At 32.0% G+C, this 18,480-nt stretch carries 14 protein-coding genes; 11 read left to right on the top strand and 3 right to left on the bottom strand.

Annotated features, from left to right (window positions below; all coding sequences use genetic code 11):
- Nucleotides 1-71: 71 nt before the first annotated feature.
- Both LS48_RS02045 and LS48_RS02040 read left to right on the top strand, forming a co-directional pair.
- The gene (locus tag LS48_RS02045; protein WP_062619458.1) at nt 72-1,361 is read left to right on the top strand and encodes a GIY-YIG nuclease family protein; all 1,290 of its coding nucleotides are present in this window, start codon (nt 72-74) and stop codon (nt 1,359-1,361) included.
- 347 nt (nt 1,362-1,708) lie between these two features.
- The gene (locus LS48_RS02040) at nt 1,709-2,227 is read left to right on the top strand and encodes a type 1 glutamine amidotransferase domain-containing protein (protein ID WP_369038044.1); all 519 of its coding nucleotides are present in this window, start codon (nt 1,709-1,711) and stop codon (nt 2,225-2,227) included.
- 1 nt (nt 2,228) lies between these two features.
- Here the strand turns inward: LS48_RS02040 and LS48_RS15285 are convergent, their stop codons facing one another.
- The 3 genes from LS48_RS15285 to LS48_RS02035 are packed head-to-tail and all read right to left on the bottom strand — an operon-like array spanning nt 2,229 to nt 3,389.
- Nucleotides 2,229-2,372, bottom strand: coding sequence for a hypothetical protein (locus LS48_RS15285; RefSeq protein ID WP_157881712.1), 144 nt, complete (start codon nt 2,370-2,372; stop codon nt 2,229-2,231).
- Between the two features lie 26 nt (nt 2,373-2,398).
- Nucleotides 2,399-2,539, bottom strand: a complete 141-nt coding sequence (locus LS48_RS15280; protein ID WP_157881711.1) for a hypothetical protein — start codon at nt 2,537-2,539, stop codon at nt 2,399-2,401.
- A 25-nt stretch (nt 2,540-2,564) separates the two neighbouring features.
- Entirely contained in the window at nt 2,565-3,389 is an 825-nt protein-coding gene (locus LS48_RS02035) for an SDR family oxidoreductase (protein ID WP_062619456.1), read from the bottom strand.
- A gap of 429 nt (nt 3,390-3,818) precedes the next feature.
- Here LS48_RS02035 and LS48_RS02030 point away from each other — a divergent pair, with 429 nt between their 5' ends.
- The 9 genes from LS48_RS02030 (at nt 3,819) to LS48_RS01985 (ending at nt 18,190) form a co-directional block, all read left to right on the top strand.
- Nucleotides 3,819-4,019, top strand: coding sequence for a CsbD family protein (locus LS48_RS02030; protein ID WP_062619454.1), 201 nt, complete (start codon nt 3,819-3,821; stop codon nt 4,017-4,019).
- A 761-nt stretch (nt 4,020-4,780) separates the two neighbouring features.
- On the top strand, nt 4,781-5,920 hold the full coding sequence (locus LS48_RS02020; RefSeq protein ID WP_062619450.1) for a DGQHR domain-containing protein: 1,140 nt from the start codon (nt 4,781-4,783) through the stop codon (nt 5,918-5,920).
- Nucleotides 5,921-5,923: 3 nt separating this feature from the next.
- Complete coding sequence (locus LS48_RS02015; protein ID WP_062619448.1) at nt 5,924-6,265, top strand: GIY-YIG nuclease family protein; 342 nt, start codon at nt 5,924-5,926, stop codon at nt 6,263-6,265.
- 12 nt (nt 6,266-6,277) lie between these two features.
- Nucleotides 6,278-8,071: a site-specific DNA-methyltransferase gene (locus LS48_RS02010; protein WP_062619446.1), complete on the top strand. Its 1,794-nt coding sequence runs from the start codon at nt 6,278-6,280 to the stop codon at nt 8,069-8,071.
- Nucleotides 8,072-8,073: 2 nt separating this feature from the next.
- On the top strand, nt 8,074-10,719 hold the full coding sequence (locus LS48_RS02005) for a DEAD/DEAH box helicase (protein ID WP_062619444.1): 2,646 nt from the start codon (nt 8,074-8,076) through the stop codon (nt 10,717-10,719).
- 8 nt (nt 10,720-10,727) lie between these two features.
- The gene (locus LS48_RS02000; RefSeq protein ID WP_062619441.1) at nt 10,728-13,517 is read left to right on the top strand and encodes a TrlF family AAA-like ATPase; all 2,790 of its coding nucleotides are present in this window, start codon (nt 10,728-10,730) and stop codon (nt 13,515-13,517) included.
- Nucleotides 13,518-13,523: 6 nt separating this feature from the next.
- Nucleotides 13,524-15,518 carry an AAA family ATPase gene (locus LS48_RS01995; RefSeq protein ID WP_062619439.1) on the top strand — a complete coding sequence of 665 codons (1,995 nt, stop codon included), beginning with the start codon at nt 13,524-13,526 and terminating at the stop codon, nt 15,516-15,518.
- A gap of 1 nt (nt 15,519) precedes the next feature.
- A complete protein-coding gene (locus tag LS48_RS01990) occupies nt 15,520-16,458 on the top strand; it encodes a hypothetical protein (RefSeq protein WP_062619437.1) in 939 nt (312 codons plus the stop codon).
- Between the two features lie 19 nt (nt 16,459-16,477).
- Nucleotides 16,478-18,190, top strand: a complete 1,713-nt coding sequence (locus tag LS48_RS01985; RefSeq protein WP_062619435.1) for a hypothetical protein — start codon at nt 16,478-16,480, stop codon at nt 18,188-18,190.
- Nucleotides 18,191-18,480: the final 290 nt, after the last annotated feature.

Raw genomic sequence — 18,480 nt, 5'->3', positions numbered from 1 at the left:
AATATTTATTGTAAGTGAAATACTCCTTCATCGCATTATCTTCCTCAACCCCCAAACTTGCAACAGCCAAAATGCTACAAGTAGCTATAATCAATAAGGATGACGACGGAATTTACGCAAAGGAGGAATATTTTATCAAGCCCATCCCCAGAATTCCCAAACGGGAACTGATTGCTTTGGGAATTAATCCAAATAGTATTAGATCGGCCAGCGTTTTCTGTGATTTAGCCCCATTAATAATTGAAAAAATTGAGGAAACACAGACTGTCTTTTCAGATAAATTTTCGGAGCGATTATTTGTAAAAACCTTCAAGGAGATAGGATATCCCATGGGGAGTGCTACCCATATTTTAGACAAATTATTTAAACAAGCTGTAGGGGGCAAAATTCCTTACTCCTTAAAAAATGCCCAAAAGGCATTAGGCATTAAAATGAAAGTTTCTACTACCTTGGAAAAGTGTGAGCTTATCCAGAAGGTTTTTGAAAATATCCCTGAGATTGGGCGTAGCGTAAAGGTAGCAGGTGGAATTAATAAAACATTGGAAGATGCAATTCCCCATCTTCCAAACACTCCCGGCGTTTATTTTTTTCGAAATGCAAGAGAGGAGGTAATTTATGTAGGCAAGGCTATCAATATTTCCAAAAGGGTAAGGAGCCATTTTTCAAGCAATGCCACTTTTGAAAGAACATTATGTGCACAGACTACAGCGGTAGATTATGAGGAAACGGGTAGTGAATTAATCTCTCTCTTGTTGGAATCCCATTATATAGGTTCACTTTCCCCTGAATATAATTCACAGCAAAAAGAATTGCTACAACCCTACATAATTACTTCAAAGATAGACTCTAAAGGAATTTTAAGGTTACAGCCCATCCAAAAGAACTATGCCGATAGTGAAAATGAGTTTTATTACAATAGGGATTCTGTACTGGTTAAATTGATTGAAGTGCAACGGAAGTTTAAATTGTGTAAAAGATATGCTGGCATCGAGCGTACAAAAACTTCCTGTAGCGACACGATTTATTGTAAAGGAATCTGTAGGGGAGAAGAAGATAAAAACGACTATAATGCAAGGGTTAGGGATGCGCTCAACTATATTGATGGGCAAAGACCAAGCTATATTATAAAGCTAAAAGGCCGTCATAAAAATGAAATGGGTTTTGTAATGGTAAAACAAGGAATTTATTGTGGTTTTGGGTATATAGATTCAGATACCCCAATAAATTCGAGCAATGACATTGCCGGCTTTTTAAAAAATTACGCCCACAATTATTTTACTTCCAGAATAATTGATCAATTTCACAAGACAAACAAAAGGAGAGAGGACAATGTTTTTAAACTCAGCGTCTTGATTGATTAATTTGGCAGGCTGAAGACTTTTTTTAGTTATTTTAAATAGCTTTTTTAATATAACCTTTTATTAACAAGCTAGCGTTTGTAAACTGTCTATTTTAGTAAGAATTAAGCGCTGTACAGATAAGGGAAGTTTGGGTGTACGATAGAATATAATTTGATTGTAATTACTAAAAAAATAGCAAGATGAAAAGGATATTAATGATTATTACCTCTCACGAATTGCTTGATAACACCGATAGCAAAACAGGTTTGTGGATTGGGGAGTTTACAGACCCATAATATGAATTTATAGATAAGGGATACCAAGTTACATTAGCATCTCCTTTAGGAGGAAAACCCCCCATTGATCCAATGAGTGAGCTAACGGAAAACATTACTTCTGCCAATAGGAGGTTTCAAGATGATGAGACCGCGAAAAGGGCTCTGGCCAATACCGAGCGACTCGACGATATTAATGGAGAAGACTTTGATGCGCTATTTTACCCAGGAGGTCACGGACCTATGTTCGACCTTGCATCCAATCAAAAGAGTGGAGAACTGATAGCAGATTTTTTAAATAGCAATAAACCAGTCGCGGCAGTTTGCCACGGTCCGGCGGCTCTTATAAAAGCCGCGGAATTGGATCCCCTTATTTTAAAGGGCAGAAAGGTAACAGGCTTTTCCAATGCTGAAGAAAAATTGGCAATGCGTTATGCCAATATCCCGTATCGCTTAGAAGATCGTTTAAAAGAGTTGGGAGCCGATTATTCCAAAGCATTAATACCTTTTCTTACGCATACCGAAACGGCTGGTCTTTTAATTACAGGACAGAATCCGCTATCTGCGGGTCCTACTGCTCAAAAGCTTATGGAAATTATGGAAAAGGCATAGGTTATGCATCTGTATTCTTTACGGCACCTTTATTAGTGGGCTTCGGCAATTCGCTATTTTCAGCAATATCCTTTTCATCTTTAGCTACCTCACCATATTGGTTATGGCCTCTTTTCTTATCAAAACCATCTGTTGTATCGCTCATCTCATTAAATTTTAAATTATATCTAGCTACTCTTCTTCTTTAGTAGCTTTTGGCTTAAAGCCATCTTCAGTGGAATTATCCTTTTCACTATGTACCTTTTTACTGCCTCTGGCAGTTTTGGAACTTGAATCTGGAATTTTGTTGTAATCTTTTTTATCTGAACTCATCTTTTTATTTTTTAAATTTTTGTAATTATTTTTTTGACTTATCTATAGTATCCGTTTTAATCTCGTATTGCCTTTTTTGATATTCCTGGCAATTTTTAGCCATATCTTCCGGAAAGACCGTTCGGAAAAGATGTTTATCTTGGGGAATTATTTCCACCATTTTATCAATCATTTCTTGGGGGTCAAATTGATTCTCCGCCATTTTTTTTGCCGCCTTTTCTATTGGCTTTTTAGGGGTAAAGTGCAAATCGGTATCAAACCACTGCTTGTAAGTATCGTACATTCTATCGTTAAAGCCTGTTTCAAAAGGTCCTGGGTTAATGGTAGCTACGGTAACTCCCAAAGGTTGAAGCTCATCCCGTAAGCATTGCGCAATTACTTCTAGGGCATGTTTGGAGGCATTATACGGACCTAAAAAGGGATGGGTTGCCAAACCAGCTATAGAAGATAGGAATACTATTTTTCCTTTGCCTTTATCAACCATATCCCTAATTATTGGTTGGGAGAATTCGAGGGTGGAAAAAACATTAGTTTCCATAACTTCACGTATCAATCCTACGGGTATTTCAGCAATGGGACCAGTTTGTCCGATCCCTGCATTGTTTACCAAAATATCAATATCGTATTCCCAAGCTTTTTCGCAATCCATCATATCCAAGATATCGAGCTTGATAAACTCTATATTCTTTTCGTAGTCTTTGCCTTTGGTTTCATCTATAAACCGCGACATCTGTTCCCAAGTATGGGTTGCGGCAATAACGGTATGTCCTTGTTTAGCAAGGCCGATTGCGGTCCCTTTACCTAGACCTGAACCCGCACCGGTAATCATTATCTTTTTCTTTTTCTTCATTTTTTCTTTAAAGATAAACAAGAGGGCACAGCTATTAACCAATTTATAATAACTTTAATAGTTTAGTTCCCATCTTAAATTATTTGAGTTTTTCTTAAATATATTCAGTCCACAGGCCTACACCTGTATTCAAGATGGAAAACATAATGGTGGAGACGTCCATTGCTCCTCTTGATTTCCTAGATTTGATTATCTGGGGAAGAACTGCCAAGGTGGTGCCAACAAGGAAACCGAAGAATTTAAAAAAGCGATAGTAAAGCAGAGAAATTCGGAACGCGTGGAAGTGGCAGAAAAAATTCCAATTAAAGTTGTGATTTACCTGTTTATTTTTGAGTAAACACAATTAACTAAACCTTAACCAGCCTTTCTCATTTATTATGATTTGAGTGATTTACTTTTATAAGAAAATTAACCTTAAAAAATTAAGCTATGAGTGCATTTTCAGACAAAGTAAAAGGTAATTGGAATATTGCCAAAGGAAAAATTAAACAACAATGGGGCGACCTTACCGATGACGATTTAGATTACCAAGAAGGTAAGGAAGATGAGTTAAAAGGTCGTATTCAGAAAAAAACTGGCGAGACCAAGGAAAGAATCAATAAGTTTTTTGACGATATGAAATTCGATTAATTTTATCATCCCATTAAAAACAAGAAAATCTCGCAATTATGCGGGATTTTTATTTTAAAATCAATGCCAATAATGTTTTAAATAGCCAACAGCCGGGGTGTACTGCCCCGGTTTTTTTATCCCATCCCAATAATTACCCCAATTAACAGTTTTTGTTGCTAAAACAATATTTAATTTACTTTTCCACGTATCCAACCATGCAAAAATCCAACTATCCAAAAATTCAACAATCCAACCATCCAATTGTCTAATTACTAATTGTTCATGTTCATGGATTCACCCCTGGCCTTCGAAAAGATTCCGTAGAAAATGAATTTATTGGAGGAGCAAGCAAAAATCCTTTCTTGCACAAAACATCGTGGTATATTATAAACAATAAATAATTAGCTATCAATCTTAGCATTCACCAAGCTTTATTTTTTGCGCCGGAAATAAAGAAATTTTCAGGAAACTTTTCGTAAGCCTAGCGTTTTTTGTTTCTTTTTTGGGCGATGCAAAAAAGAAAAGGAAACTGCTCTACTATTTACCCAAAATTGCAAAAACAACCATCAACCATCAACCATCAACCCCCAACCGTCAACCATCAACCATCAACCATCAACCATCAACCATACTTTTCATCGATAAAAACACTTTTATAACACAACACTTCCCAATAATTAATATATTTATCCCTCTCCCCAGAAAATTTGTCGCCATTGCGGAATCCCGTAATGGGATGGATTACTATTGTTTTATATTTGAACCCAAACCATTAAATAATGATATTAAAAAAAGCTGCCGCCAAAATTATCCAAGGAAATTTGATCATATATGCAACTAGTTTATGCGTATCGGATTTATTGGAAAAAAATTTCTTTCAAATAGACCGCCTTGATGCAAATTTGAAAAATGAAAAGGGCTATCAAAGGGTATTGGATGAAAGACGAAAAAAAAAGTTTGCTGATTATTTAATAAATGCGTGGAAAGAAAATGATGCTTATTTGCCAACCTCAATATTCCTGGCTACAGATAAAGATATTATTTATGATAAAAACACTAATACAATTTCATTTGATACAAATGAAATCGGCTCATTTAATGTAGTTGACGGGCAACACAGAATTTCAGGATTAATTGAAGCTGTTGGTAAAATCCCTGAATTAAAAAATTTTCAAATTCCAGTAAATATTGCTGTCAATTTGGATGTTATTAGTCAAATGTGTCATTTTTTGATTGTGAATTCCACGCAAAAAGCCGTTGATAGAGCTATTGTCCAGCAAATTCAGGCAAGACTTACTAATATGATCCAAATTGAGGATACGCCAACCTTACCAAGGTGGATTCAACGGCAAGTTGATAAGGGTGAGGATAGAGATGCTTTAGTTATTGCTGAATATTTAAACAATCAAGATGACTCTCCATGGAAAGGAAAAATTTTAATGGCTAATGAAACTAATAGAGCAGCTACTACTATCAAACAAAATAGTTTCGTAACATCCATTAAAAAATATATCTTAAGCGCAAATAATCCTTTAATGCATACAGATGAAACTATAAAGCGCAATAAGATATTAAACAACTATTGGAAGGCTATCTCTAATATTCTAAATGAGGATGATACACTTTCGGATACAGCATTGTATAAAACTATCGGTTTGGACTTATTCAATCAAATTTCTCCTGCGGTTTTTGCACAATTATTTTTAGTCAAGGATTTTAGGGTTGAGAAAATTGAAAGTGTATTGCGAAATGCCTTTCGTAATTTGGATCCAGAATATATCAAAGTTGGTTTTCCAGATTTTTGGAAAAAAGGTAAAGACGCCTCAGGATTAAATCAAGCAGCTGTAAGTAAATATGCATCTGAATTAAATAAGGCTATTACCAATGAAAAAGATGATTTATCTGAAATTGAGATTTAAGATATGTTGATTGAAAATTTAAATCCAAAAATTGATATCACTTTAGAGTTTAAGCTATCAAACTATAAAAAAATTCCTACCTCTTTTGGATGTTATGTAATTTCTAATTTTAATTTTGAAATTATGTATGTTGGAAAGGCATCGAGCATCCAATTAAGATTTCTAAATCATTTAGATTCGCAAGAAAAATTAAGCCTTACACCATTGGGAAAAGCGTATTGGTTCTCTTTTAAAAATTGCCAAAATGAATACGAAATCTCAAAGTTGGAAAGAGGTTGGTTAAATAGTTATAGTTTAGAACACGGAGCTAAGCCCATTTTTAATAAAATTAATGCAAGTATATAATTCTATAATAATATGCCAACACTCAATTGGATAGGAAAAGAAAAGGTCGTTAGTCATCATCAAGATGTACCGTATAAGATATTAGAACACAAGTATGGTTTTGATGAGAATGGACAAACAGCAAATGAAATAAATAGCGGTAACAAAATCATTCACGGAGATAATCTTGAAGCTTTAAAGGCTTTATTGCCTGAATATCAAGGTAAAATTGATGTAATCTATATTGACCCACCTTACAACACAGGTCAAGAGAATTGGGTCTACAACGATAATGTCAACCATCCAAAAATTAAAAAATGGTTAGGAGAAATAGTGGGAAAAGACGAAGAGGATTTTACAAGACACGATAAATGGCTTTGTATGATGTATCCAAGACTTAAGATTCTAAATAAGTTGTTATCAAACGAAGGTGTGCTTTTCACCTCAATCGATGATAATGAGCAAATAAATCTTAAATATTTATGTGACGAGATATTTGGTAAGAGAAATTTTATTTCAACTTTCAGTTGGGAAAAGAAAAAAAAAGGTTCTCATTTGGATAACTATATAACGACTGTAAAAGAATATGTGCATTGCTATGCAAAAGACAAAAAATCCTTTAGAGGTTTAATCGGTGAAATAGTTACTAAAAAAGAAACTTATCCTTGTATTAATCCAGGTAATGCAATTAGTGAACGAATCATTCCAGCTGGAGTTCGGTCAAATTATAGTTCCAAAAATCATTTCCTTCCTAAAGGTTCTATAATTTCATCTGGTAATATGAGTCTTGTTTTGAAATCAGATTTAGAAATCAAAGACGGATTTTTATCTAAAGATGTTATTATTGAGAGTGAATGGCGTTATGGGCAAGACAAGATAAATGAATACGCAAGTACGGGTGCTTTGTATTTTACAAGAGACTTGTATTTGAGACAAACAGTAACAAAGCCACGTTACAAAAAGCTAAAGAACTTTTTGCCAAGAGTAGATAATGATGAGCTATTGAGATTGAAGGAAGAACTTATAAAACTTTATAAAAATTCTGCTTCTGCATCAAAAATTGAAAAAGTCAATAAAAAAATAGCAGAAATTGAGTCTTTAGGATTTTTAGATTTTGATATTGAGAATCTAAATTCTGGTGGTTGGGGTTCAAATGAAGATGGAGATGAAGAATTAAGAAACATTTTTGGCAAGAAGATTTTCGATTTCCCAAAGCCATCTAAATTAATCTCGAAGCTTATAGCCTCATACAGAAAAAAAGACGCAATTGTCTTAGATTCATTCGCTGGTTCTGGCACAACTGCACATAGTGTCATAAAATTAAATAAAAAAGATGGTGGTAATCGAAATTTCATTTTGATAGAGATGGAGGATTACGCAGATGATATTACTGCTCAGAGAGTCAAAAAAGTAATTGAAGGCTACGGTGAGTCAAAAAAAGTTAATAAGAACGTGAATGGATTATCAAGTAAATTTAACTTTTATACATTGGGTCAACCAATCTTTAAAGACAATGAAAACTTAAATGAAGAGGTAGGCGAAGATAAAATTAGAAATTACATCTATTATACCGAGACAAAACAACCACTTACAAGACCTCAATCAAAAGAGGCTAAATACCTATTAGATAATTATCAAGATACAGGCTACTATTTCTATTACGAAAAAGACAGTCTAACAACTTTAGATAATAATAGTTTAGGTATTATTTCAGAATTACAAGAGCAGTACATCATCTATGCAGACATCTGCTTATTAGATGAACAGTATATGCTCAATAAAAATATCATATTTAAAAAGATACCAAGAGATATAAAACGTTTCTAAGAATGGAATTAAAGAAATACCAACAAGAGGTTATTAACGACCTTACTCAATTTATAGAAGAGCTTGATAGTACCAGGCATATAGGACAAGCGTTTACTAACTTTTGGGAAAGCAAAGGAATTACAGTTCAGTCTTTAGATAATGACTTTCTTAAACCCTATGATAATTCAGTAAAAGGTGTGCCAAGAGTAACGGTAAAAGTACCAACTGCTGGGGGTAAAACCTTTATCGCTTGTAATGCGTTGAAACCTATCTTTGATAGTTTCCCATTGGATAAGCCTCAAGTAGTAGTTTGGTTTGTACCTTCGGATACTATTCTAAAACAAACTTATGAGAACCTCAACAATCCAACTCATCCTTACCGTCAAAGAATAGATGCGCATTTTAATGGAAATGTAAAAGTCTATGATAAAGAAGCCTTACTATTTGGTCAGGGTTTCAATCCTATAGAAGTTAAAGAGCAATTGAGCATCTTGGTGCTTAGTGTGCAATCTTTCGTAGAAACGGTTAGAAAAGGCTTACCGAGAGCATACAGAGAAAATGAAAACTTAGCAGAATTTGCTACACACTTTAGAGATTTAAAAGCCAATTTGGATAATGTAGATGATACGGCTTTAATTCAAGTAATTGCCTATCTCAATCCTGTAATCGTAATTGATGAAAGTCACAATTTTGAAGCAGATTTAAGGGTAGATATGCTAAACAATATCAATCCAAGTTTTATCTTTGATTTAACTGCTACACCAAGAAATAAGAGTAATATCATAAGTTTTGTAGATGCTATTAAGTTGAAGAAAAACAATATGGTAAAACTGCCTGTAATTGTCTATAATCATCAAGACACTACAGAGGTGTTGAGTAGTGCTATACAAATGCAAAAGACCTTAGAAGCTAAGGCAAAAGCACAAGAAGCTAAAGGCGGAAAGTATATACGACCTATTGTACTGTTTCAAGCACAACCAAAAACAAGTGATGATAACGTAACTTTTGATAAGATTAAAGATAGTCTAATCGAAATAGGTATTCCAGAAAATCAAATCAAGATTAAGACGGCCAATAAAGACGAAATTAAGAAAATAGACTTAATGAGTCGTGATTGTGAAGTACGTTATATTATTACAGTAAATGCCTTAAAAGAAGGTTGGGATTGTCCTTTTGCCTATGTGTTGGCATCCTTAGCAAATAAATCTTCTTCGGTAGATGTTGAGCAAATTTTAGGTAGAGTATTACGCTTGCCTTATGTAACCAAACATCAAGAGGATTTATTGAATTATTCATATGTATTTACATCTTCTAATAACTTCTTAAATACGTTAGATAAAATAATCTTAGGTCTTAATAAATCAGGGTTTAGTGCTAAGGATTACAGAATAAAGGAACAGCAAGTAGAATCTAAAATTGATACTACGACCGGTAAAGGTAGTTTTGAAGACTTGTTTGGAAAACAGCAAGAACAACCTACACCTACAACTACTGCTAATGATGAAGATGAAGTAGAAATAAAAGTAGATGATGTAAAAGAGCTTACAGGTTCAGAAAGAGGAACAAGCCAATTAGAGGACATTTTAAAACTCGCAGGAGATACAAATGCAGAGTTTGAGAAGAAAATGGAAGAATTGGACAAAGAAGATAACTTAATACCAACCGAATTGAAAGAAAAGATAAAATCATTCCCAATCAAAGAGGTGTTTAAAGAAGATGCAGAAAAAGAGGTTATACCAACATTTCATATCAAAACAGCACCTTCACTTATTGAGCCAGACAATTTAATTCCGCTTACCAAGAATTTATTATTGGAAGGCTTTGAATTAGATAAGCAGGATAGCAACATTGACTTAACACGTACAGCATCAAAAATGGCAAGTATAGACCTTGCAGAAGGTAGAAAAGATGAATATGTGCCAGAGTATAAGTATGTAGATAATCACGTAAAGGAAGCGTTTGCAGAATACCTTACAACACTTACGCCAGAGCAGAAAATTAATCAAATTGCTGGTCGCATTACTAAAATCATCAAGAAGATTGACCAAATACCAGAACCGCAAATAATTGCTTATGTAAAAAAGATTATTGGGAATTTAAACAGTGAAAAGATTGCTGAAATCACTAATAATGAATCTATTTATGCTAATATGATTAAGGATAAAATAGAAATTTTAAAAGAGCAATATTCTGAAAAGAAGTTTGATATTTTATTAGATAAAGGAACAATAGTATGCAAGCCTTTATTTAAATTCTCTAAAAAAATTAGTCCCAAAAAACCAATTAAAAGCATTACTAAAAATCTTTACATACAAGAAGAGGATATTAATGATTTTGAAAAACAAGTAATCAATGAAGTAGCAAATCTTGATAGTGTGGTGTATTGGCATAGAAATTTAGAGCGTGGTAAAGGATTTTTGCTAAATGGTTTTATTAATCATTATCCAGATTTTATTGTTAAAATGAAGAATGGAAATACAATACTTATTGAAACTAAAGGAGATTATTTAGATGGTTCTGATAGTCAACAAAAATTACGATTAGGCGAGAAGTGGGCAAGTAAAGCAGGAAATAATTATCGTTACTTTATGGTTTTTAAAGGAGAGAAATTAGACGGAGCAAGAACAGTAGCGCAATTGATAGATATATTAAAGGATATGAAATAGGATTATATATGCAAGATTTTAACGGAGCAAGGTGGTATAAGTGTGATTTACATTTGCATACTACTGCAAGTAGATGTTTTCAAGATAGAGAAGTAACGGCACAACAATGGGTTGATAGAGCGATTGAACAAGGTTTAGATTGTGTAGCAGTTACTGACCACAATAGTGCAAATGGCATTACAGAAATTCAAGAGGCTGCCAAAGGAACTAATCTTACTATCTTCCCTGGTGTTGAAATTACTTGCGATACATCAAAAGTTCATTTGTTGGTATTGTTTGATCCTTCCAAACAAGCAAATGATATTCGTGACTTTTTAATAAGATGTGATATTGATGAAGCAAATTTTGGTAACCAAGATGCAAAAACAAATAAGAGTATTATAGAAATTGCCGATATGGCTTTAAAGTATGGAGCTATTGTAATACCTGCTCATATAGACGAATTTAATGGCTTGGAATCAATTGGTAATCAAATATTAGAAGAGTTTTACAGAAGAGAAGATATTAATGCTGTACAAGTTGTACATAAAGCATTTTATGAGAATGAATATTCTACTGCAACGATAGGTAGTGTGGTAGCAAGTCTAAATGACTATTACAATAATCCTGCACCAGCAATAGATGATGCTACAGCTAAGAAATGGTATAATACAGTTAAACTATCCAAAGAAAACAACTTAGCATTATTAACTTTTTCTGATAATCCACACGAACCTAAAAACCCTAAGCACGGTTTAGATGGCATTGGTTCACGTTTTACATATATAAAAATGGACGAAATACCTTCTTTAGAAGGATTAAGACAAGCATTTTTATTGCCATCACATAGAATAGTTAATGATTTCGTTGATGCAAACTCTGTAACGGATAAGCCTGAGTTTTGGATAAAATCTATAACAATAACTAATACTACTTTAACAGGAATAGAGCCTTTTAAAATTGGATTTAACCCACAACTAAACACTATCATTGGTGGTCGTGGTAGCGGAAAGTCAAGTATTCTAAGATTTATAAGAGGTGTTTTTAACCGCACAAGTAATCTTGCAAATTTTAATGATTTACTTAAAGAGCATAATAGTTTTTATAAAACAAATGAAGTTAGAGGAACGGAGTCAATAGGTGTGTTTAATGATGAATCTACAATTGAAATAGAGTTTATTCGTAAAGATTTTTTATACAGAGTAAAAGCATCACACATAAAAAGCTCAGAAAGTCAATCTATTGAAATTCATAAATTAGTTGAGGGTAATTGGGTTGAAATTGAAGAAGAAGAATTTTTAAGTTTTTTAGAGTTTGAACAGTATTCCCAAAAACAAATATTTGAAATATCTAAAGACCCTAATGCTTTATTGGATAGAATTGACTTAAATGTTCAAGAAATAAGTGAGTTAAAGGATAAAAGAAAGGTTGCTAAAGAAAATTTCTTAAAATCTTGTAGTACCATTAGGACTTATCAGGTAAGCTTAAAATCAAGACTTAAATTAAAAACTGACATTGAGGATTTAAAAAAGAAATTAGAAACTTTAGATAAGGCAGGAATCAAAGAGTTAATGGCAGAAAAGAAGACATTTGCTGAAGAAGAAAAATTGCTCAATGATTACAAGGAAAAAATTCAGGATTTAGTTAATCAATTAGAGAGTTTAAAAGCTGAATTTGAAATTGAACAACCAAAGGAAGAAAGTTTTTCAGAAGAAAATAAAGAAGAAATTCAAGATATACTGTTTGAAGTTAAGCAATCTCTATCTGCAAAGGCTACAGAGTATGAAGCATTAATAACATCTATATCCCAAATTAAAAATGATTTAGCGACTAAATTGGCATCTTCACAATGGCAACAAGCATATTCTACAGCAATAACAAATTATGATACTAAGAAAGCTGAGCTTGAATCGGAAGGCGTAGAGAATATTGACCAATATGAAGCTATATCCAAAGATATTGAAGATAAAGAAGAAGAATTAGTAGCACTTGATGTAATAAAAGAAAAAGAAAGATTAGAGCTTATAGAGAGAGCTAAATATCAAGAAGAATTTATTCAACTATGCAAAGATATTACAGATAAGCGTAAAGAGTTTATCGATGCTAATGTAACAGACGATAAAATTAGGGTGAAAATTAAACCATTTAGAAATCAAACAAGCTTCGAGTTACAAGTCCGTAAAATTATTGGCAAGGATACATCTTTTGAAGAAGATTTTAGAAAACTCAAAGATTTATGCTTTAGAGGTCAAGTAGAACAAAAAATAAAAGAGGTAAAAGATGAACTACGTAAAAATTACTTTGATGATAATGCAGATATAGTTGGTGGGCATTTCAAGAATGCTGTTAAAGGTATTACCGATGCTGGTATGGATGAATTAGAGTTATTTATGCCAGAAGATGAGGTTGTTGTAGAGTATAAACCTGAAAATGCTACTGTGTTTAAATCATTATCAACAGCTTCTGCTGGACAACGTACAACGGCAATATTAACTTTTCTGCTTTCATTTGGGTCTATACCCTTATTATTAGACCAACCAGAGGATGATTTAGATAATAGGTTAGTCTATGATTTGATTGTAGATAGACTAAAAGTAGCTAAAGGTAGTAGGCAAATTATTGTAGTCACACATAACGCCAATATTCCTGTTAATGGAGATGCTGAATACATTATTTCAATGGATTCAGAAAGTCAATATACATCTGTATTACACTCAGGAACTGTAGAAAGAGAAGAGATAAAGAAAGAGATTTGCGATGTTATGGAAGGAAGTGAGAAAGCTTTCAAAATGCGTTCAGATAGATATAAAATAGTTTAAACATATATGAAAGGATTTAAGCTAATTGCATTAAAAACAGGAGCGGAGCAAAAACGTTTTATTACTATACCAGATAGTAATAGAAAAATTGACCCATACAAGGTTTTAGAAACAAATACAGTATACCCCTTCTATGCAAATTATTTCTTTCCAAATAAGGATTTTAGTAAAATAGGTATTAATAGTGATTCATTTGTAGATTTATTTTCATTAGATATTGAAGGTCACGAAATTGAAGTTAATATTAGTGCGGTAGTTGGCAAAAATGGGTCAGGCAAAAGTTCACTTATAGAATTGCTTTATTTAGCTACTTACAACTTAGGTGCATTTTTAAAACTTCTTAGAGATCCCAAAAGCAATAGAGTTCTTACACCATTTAAGGAATTGGAACTTGAATTGTTTTATTTAGTTGGGAATGATTTTTTTGTAGTCAACTTTTCAGAGGGTACTATTACTAAGAGTGTATTAAGTTTACAAAACGATTATCTGATAAAAAATAATAATGAATGTTTAACTTTTACTCAGTCTGATTTCAAAGAATATTTTTACACTATCACTGTCAATTATTCTCATTATGCTTTGAATGCTTTAGAAGTAGGTAGATGGGTTAATTCTTTATTTCATAAGAATGATGGTTATCAAACACCTATAGTACTCAATCCTATGAGAGACAATGGTAATATCGACATAGTAAGAGAAAATAAACTATTAAAGAGGAGACTTCAAGCTAACCTATTACAGGACATAAAAAATCAAGAGCCAATCAATTCTTTAAGAAATATTGCAAACAGTAAGATTGCGGAAAAAATAGAGATTAGCTATAATTCTGATAAATTGAAAGGGTTTGAGTTAGAGGCTCAGAAGAATAAGGAATTAAGGAAAAAGGTTATCAATTCTATTGAAAGGATTTTTAACTTTAATATAGCTAAAAAAGACTTAGATTCAAACTTGTTCTTTAATGTGTGTATTAATTACATCTGCAGTAAACTTTTAAAAATTGCCACATACTATAGACCATATCATAAGTATTACAACGAGATAGAGGATAAAAAACTACTTAGAAATATCAATGCATTTATAAAAACTGTAAATGAAAGCAATAGTCACATTTTTTTTAAGGTAAAAGGTGCTATTCTTTACCTTAAATATTATGAATTATTATTCGGTTCTATCGATAATATTAAATCTAAACGAAACGAAATTGTAATAAATGAGTTTGCAAAAAAAATCCAGCAAATTATAGATAAAGAATCATTCTTTGTTAATACTTATATGTTAGCGCCCCCTTCATTTTATGATACAAATATCATTTTGGAAGACGGTTCAAGCATCGATGCTCTTAGTTCAGGCGAGAAACAGAAAGTGCATAGCATAAGCTCTATTATCTATCACATCATCAACTTAAATTCTGTCAGTAATTATAATGCAAAGAATGTTTCTAACAATGAATTTCATAGTTACCATTATCTAAATATTGTATTGGACGAAATAGAATTATATTATCATCCTGAATGGCAGAGAACTTATATAAATGATATGTTAGATGCTATTGGTAAAATAACTTTTACAAATATTGCATTTATCAAAGGTTTGAATATACTTTTCTTAACTCATTCGCCATATATCCTTTCAGACATACCAATATCCAACGTTTTAAAATTAAATGAAGGTAATCCCTTAAGTTCATTGACAGAACCTCAAACCTATGGAGCAAATATTTACGATTTGCTTACTGATAGTTTTTTCCTTGAAAAATATTACATAGGCGAAAAAGCGAGGCTTGATATTGAGAAGATTATTAATACACTTCGCTCTAATGAAAAGAAAGAAATTGAACCTAATTTTAATGAGAATCCACAAGAAATAAAAAAGAGAATTGAAATAATATCAGAAGATTTCCTGAGAAATAAACTTATTCAAATGTATTTAAAAAAATATGATGACGATAAGGCGTATCAAAGAGAGCTATTACTACAACAATTGAGAGATTTAGATAATTAGTATGATACCACTTAAATCTGCCAATAATCTAATAGTTGACACTCATTTTGATAGGGTTTTCGAAAGATTACAAAAGAGCATAAAATATGTTCTTAAAAATGGATGTAAATATAAGAAGGTTAGATACACACCTGATGCAACTGAAAGAGCTTTTCTAAATACTTTAAAACAGAAAATAATTTTAAAAGGTTTGGTTACTGCAAGCCCTGAAAGATTACAATTGCTACGGCGCTATATGTTAAAACGCTTTCCTCACATTCATTTAAATACAAATAATTTAAACCGTTTGTTGTATAAGATTTTTGTTTTAGATGCTTATAGTACATTAGATAAGCACTCATTTATAGCTAAATTGGATACTGACACTTGTTCATATTGTAATAGGAATTACATCTATAGTCTTTCAAAGTCATCTAAAATAAAACCTGAATTAGACCATTTTTACCCAAAGAGCCTTTACCCTTATTTTGGTGTTAGTTTTTATAATCTAATACCAAGTTGTCAAACTTGTAATGGTTTAGGCGTAAAAGGAGAATTAGACCCTTTTTCGAATGAAATGGTTTCACCATACCTTACGAAAGATGATGACTATAAATTTACGTTTGATTTAACCAAGTTAGATTATTTGTCGCCACTTGACGGGAGCAGTAGTGTTGATGTAATATTGTTAAAACAGATAGATGGCAATGTTCAGATATTCAAGCTTGATGAATTATACAAACTACACAATGACCACGTTTTAGAACTTGTAGTCAAAGCGGAAGTAAATTATACCGCCAGGTATAGGGAATATTTAAATAATTACAAAGGCTTGACTTTTTCCGATGCAGAAATAGACAGGGTACTTATTAGTAATTATACATCACTAAATGAACTTCATAAAAGACCATTTTCAAAATTATACAGGGATATAGCTTTAGAATTGGGTTTAATCGTTTAAAAGAAAATAAGAGTTCTATTTGAAAACAGATATTTTAGTTCGCCTCGGTTATAGTCAAATCTTCACCCAAAGACATACCATTAAATCACTTCTAAAAGAAGTTGATATAGTGGATTCCTTAATACTATTAACAGCAATAAATAAGTACGAATATAAATTAAGAGAAAAAGACAATACAGAACTTCACTTTATATTGTCTGAGTGGCTGATAGAGGATAACTCAGATTTAAGGAATAAGATTATTGGTGCTTATGCAAAACACTCTGAAAAATTTGTTATAAATAATAAACCGCAAGCAAAACTGAAAACTGTTGTACTTGTCAATAGAATTTCAACGTTACGAGTTATTGAAATTTTGTGTTCGCTTTCACAAATAGATACTCAAGGTAAAGCAATAACAAGAAAGAGAAGTAGGGAGAATTTACTCAAACTATACCTATTGATTAGTGATGAAATAGCTGAAAGGCAGGATAGTGTTTTTAAGCAATATCATAGTAAGAATCCTTCTTATTTTGATGATATTCACTTTTATCTATTTTTTGGGATAACACAGCCGCTACATCATTACTATAGGGTCGATGCTTTGCAACCTGAGATATATAAATTTTTATTATTTGAAAAATGGTTTAGAGCTAATCCAAAGTATTCGAAATTACTTAGTGATTATATAGTTCACATCGGATTAGAAAATTGGTATCAATATTTCAATGATGTTTTTCAATTAAGTAAAATAGCAACAACTTCTAATATTGTTTCACTTGAAGATTATCCTGTTATAAAAACATTAGTAGAGCATTTAAAGATTAATACATCTAATAATCCCTCTTGGGATGAATTTGTTCAAATAAGAAAAAGTCCATTATTTAAGATTAGTGAGCATAAATATGCAGTATTAGATTTTGAGTTTTTATTAAATAAGTTCTTTAGCAGTTTATATCACGACATTCTTGGATATAGTAAAGAAAATGGTTTTACCAAGTTTGCTCAAGACTACGTAAAAGAATTTGTTGAGGTAATACTGCTTGAAAACGTATTTCAAACATCATTTGGTAAATCCTACATTCAATTTCCAGAACATCGCATAAAACAATTAGGCGGAAAAAGGATTGAAAATATTAGCTTGCCAGATTACTATATCCGTAATGGTAATAATATTATAATGTTCGAATGTAAAAACTCATTCCTTTCTAATAATAAAAAAATTTCTCTCAATACGCGCAAATTAATAAAAGAGATTCAGGATAAATTTTACTTCACTATAAACTCAAAAACAAACAAAAAACGTCATAAAGGTATTTTACAATTACTTGATTATGTTATCAACTCAATGAATGGCCAGTATCAATTTTTCGATAGAGTTAAAAAACCGGAACGTTCAAACTATTTTCCAATATTAATAGTGTTAGACCATTCATTTACTTCATTAGGCTTTACTCAGCTACTGAACTATTATTTTCAAGAAGAATTAAAAAAATCGTCCATCAAAAATAAGGATAAAGTCAAACCCATAACCATCATTCATATTGATGATTTTTTTAAGCATCAAGTCCGGTTAAAGAATCTAAAAAAACTCATAGTCAAATACCATAAGTACATTAAAAAGAATGAACTTTTTGATTCAATGATTTCTTTTTCAGACTATTTAAGTATTGAAGAGTTTCCAAAATCGTTAAATTCTAAAAGAGAAAACATTAAGCATATATTGGAAGATTCATTGTTACCACCAGAATAATAATTCCCCAGACAATAAAACCCAGTTTTTTAAAATTAAAAACTATGAAAAAAAGTAAAATTTTATTCTTTGGAGGATTGGTATTTCTATTTCTTACCTCATTTTCTTATGATGTTTCCGATGTTTATATCTGCAAAGGGCCTCAAAGCAAAAAGTACCATTATAAAAAGGATTGTAGAGGTTTAAAAAATTGTTCAACTGATACTTATTCAGTGTCGTTGAGTGAGGCTAAAAATTTGGGTCGGTCACTTTGTGGGTGGGAAGATTAAGTTGAGAGGTTCTATTGAATA

The organism is Aequorivita aquimaris, assembly GCF_001573155.1.
GTDB lineage: Bacteria > Bacteroidota > Bacteroidia > Flavobacteriales > Flavobacteriaceae > Aequorivita > Aequorivita aquimaris.
The sequence above is the reverse complement of the archived record's forward strand: the minus strand, read 5'-3'. Positions and strand labels throughout refer to the sequence as shown.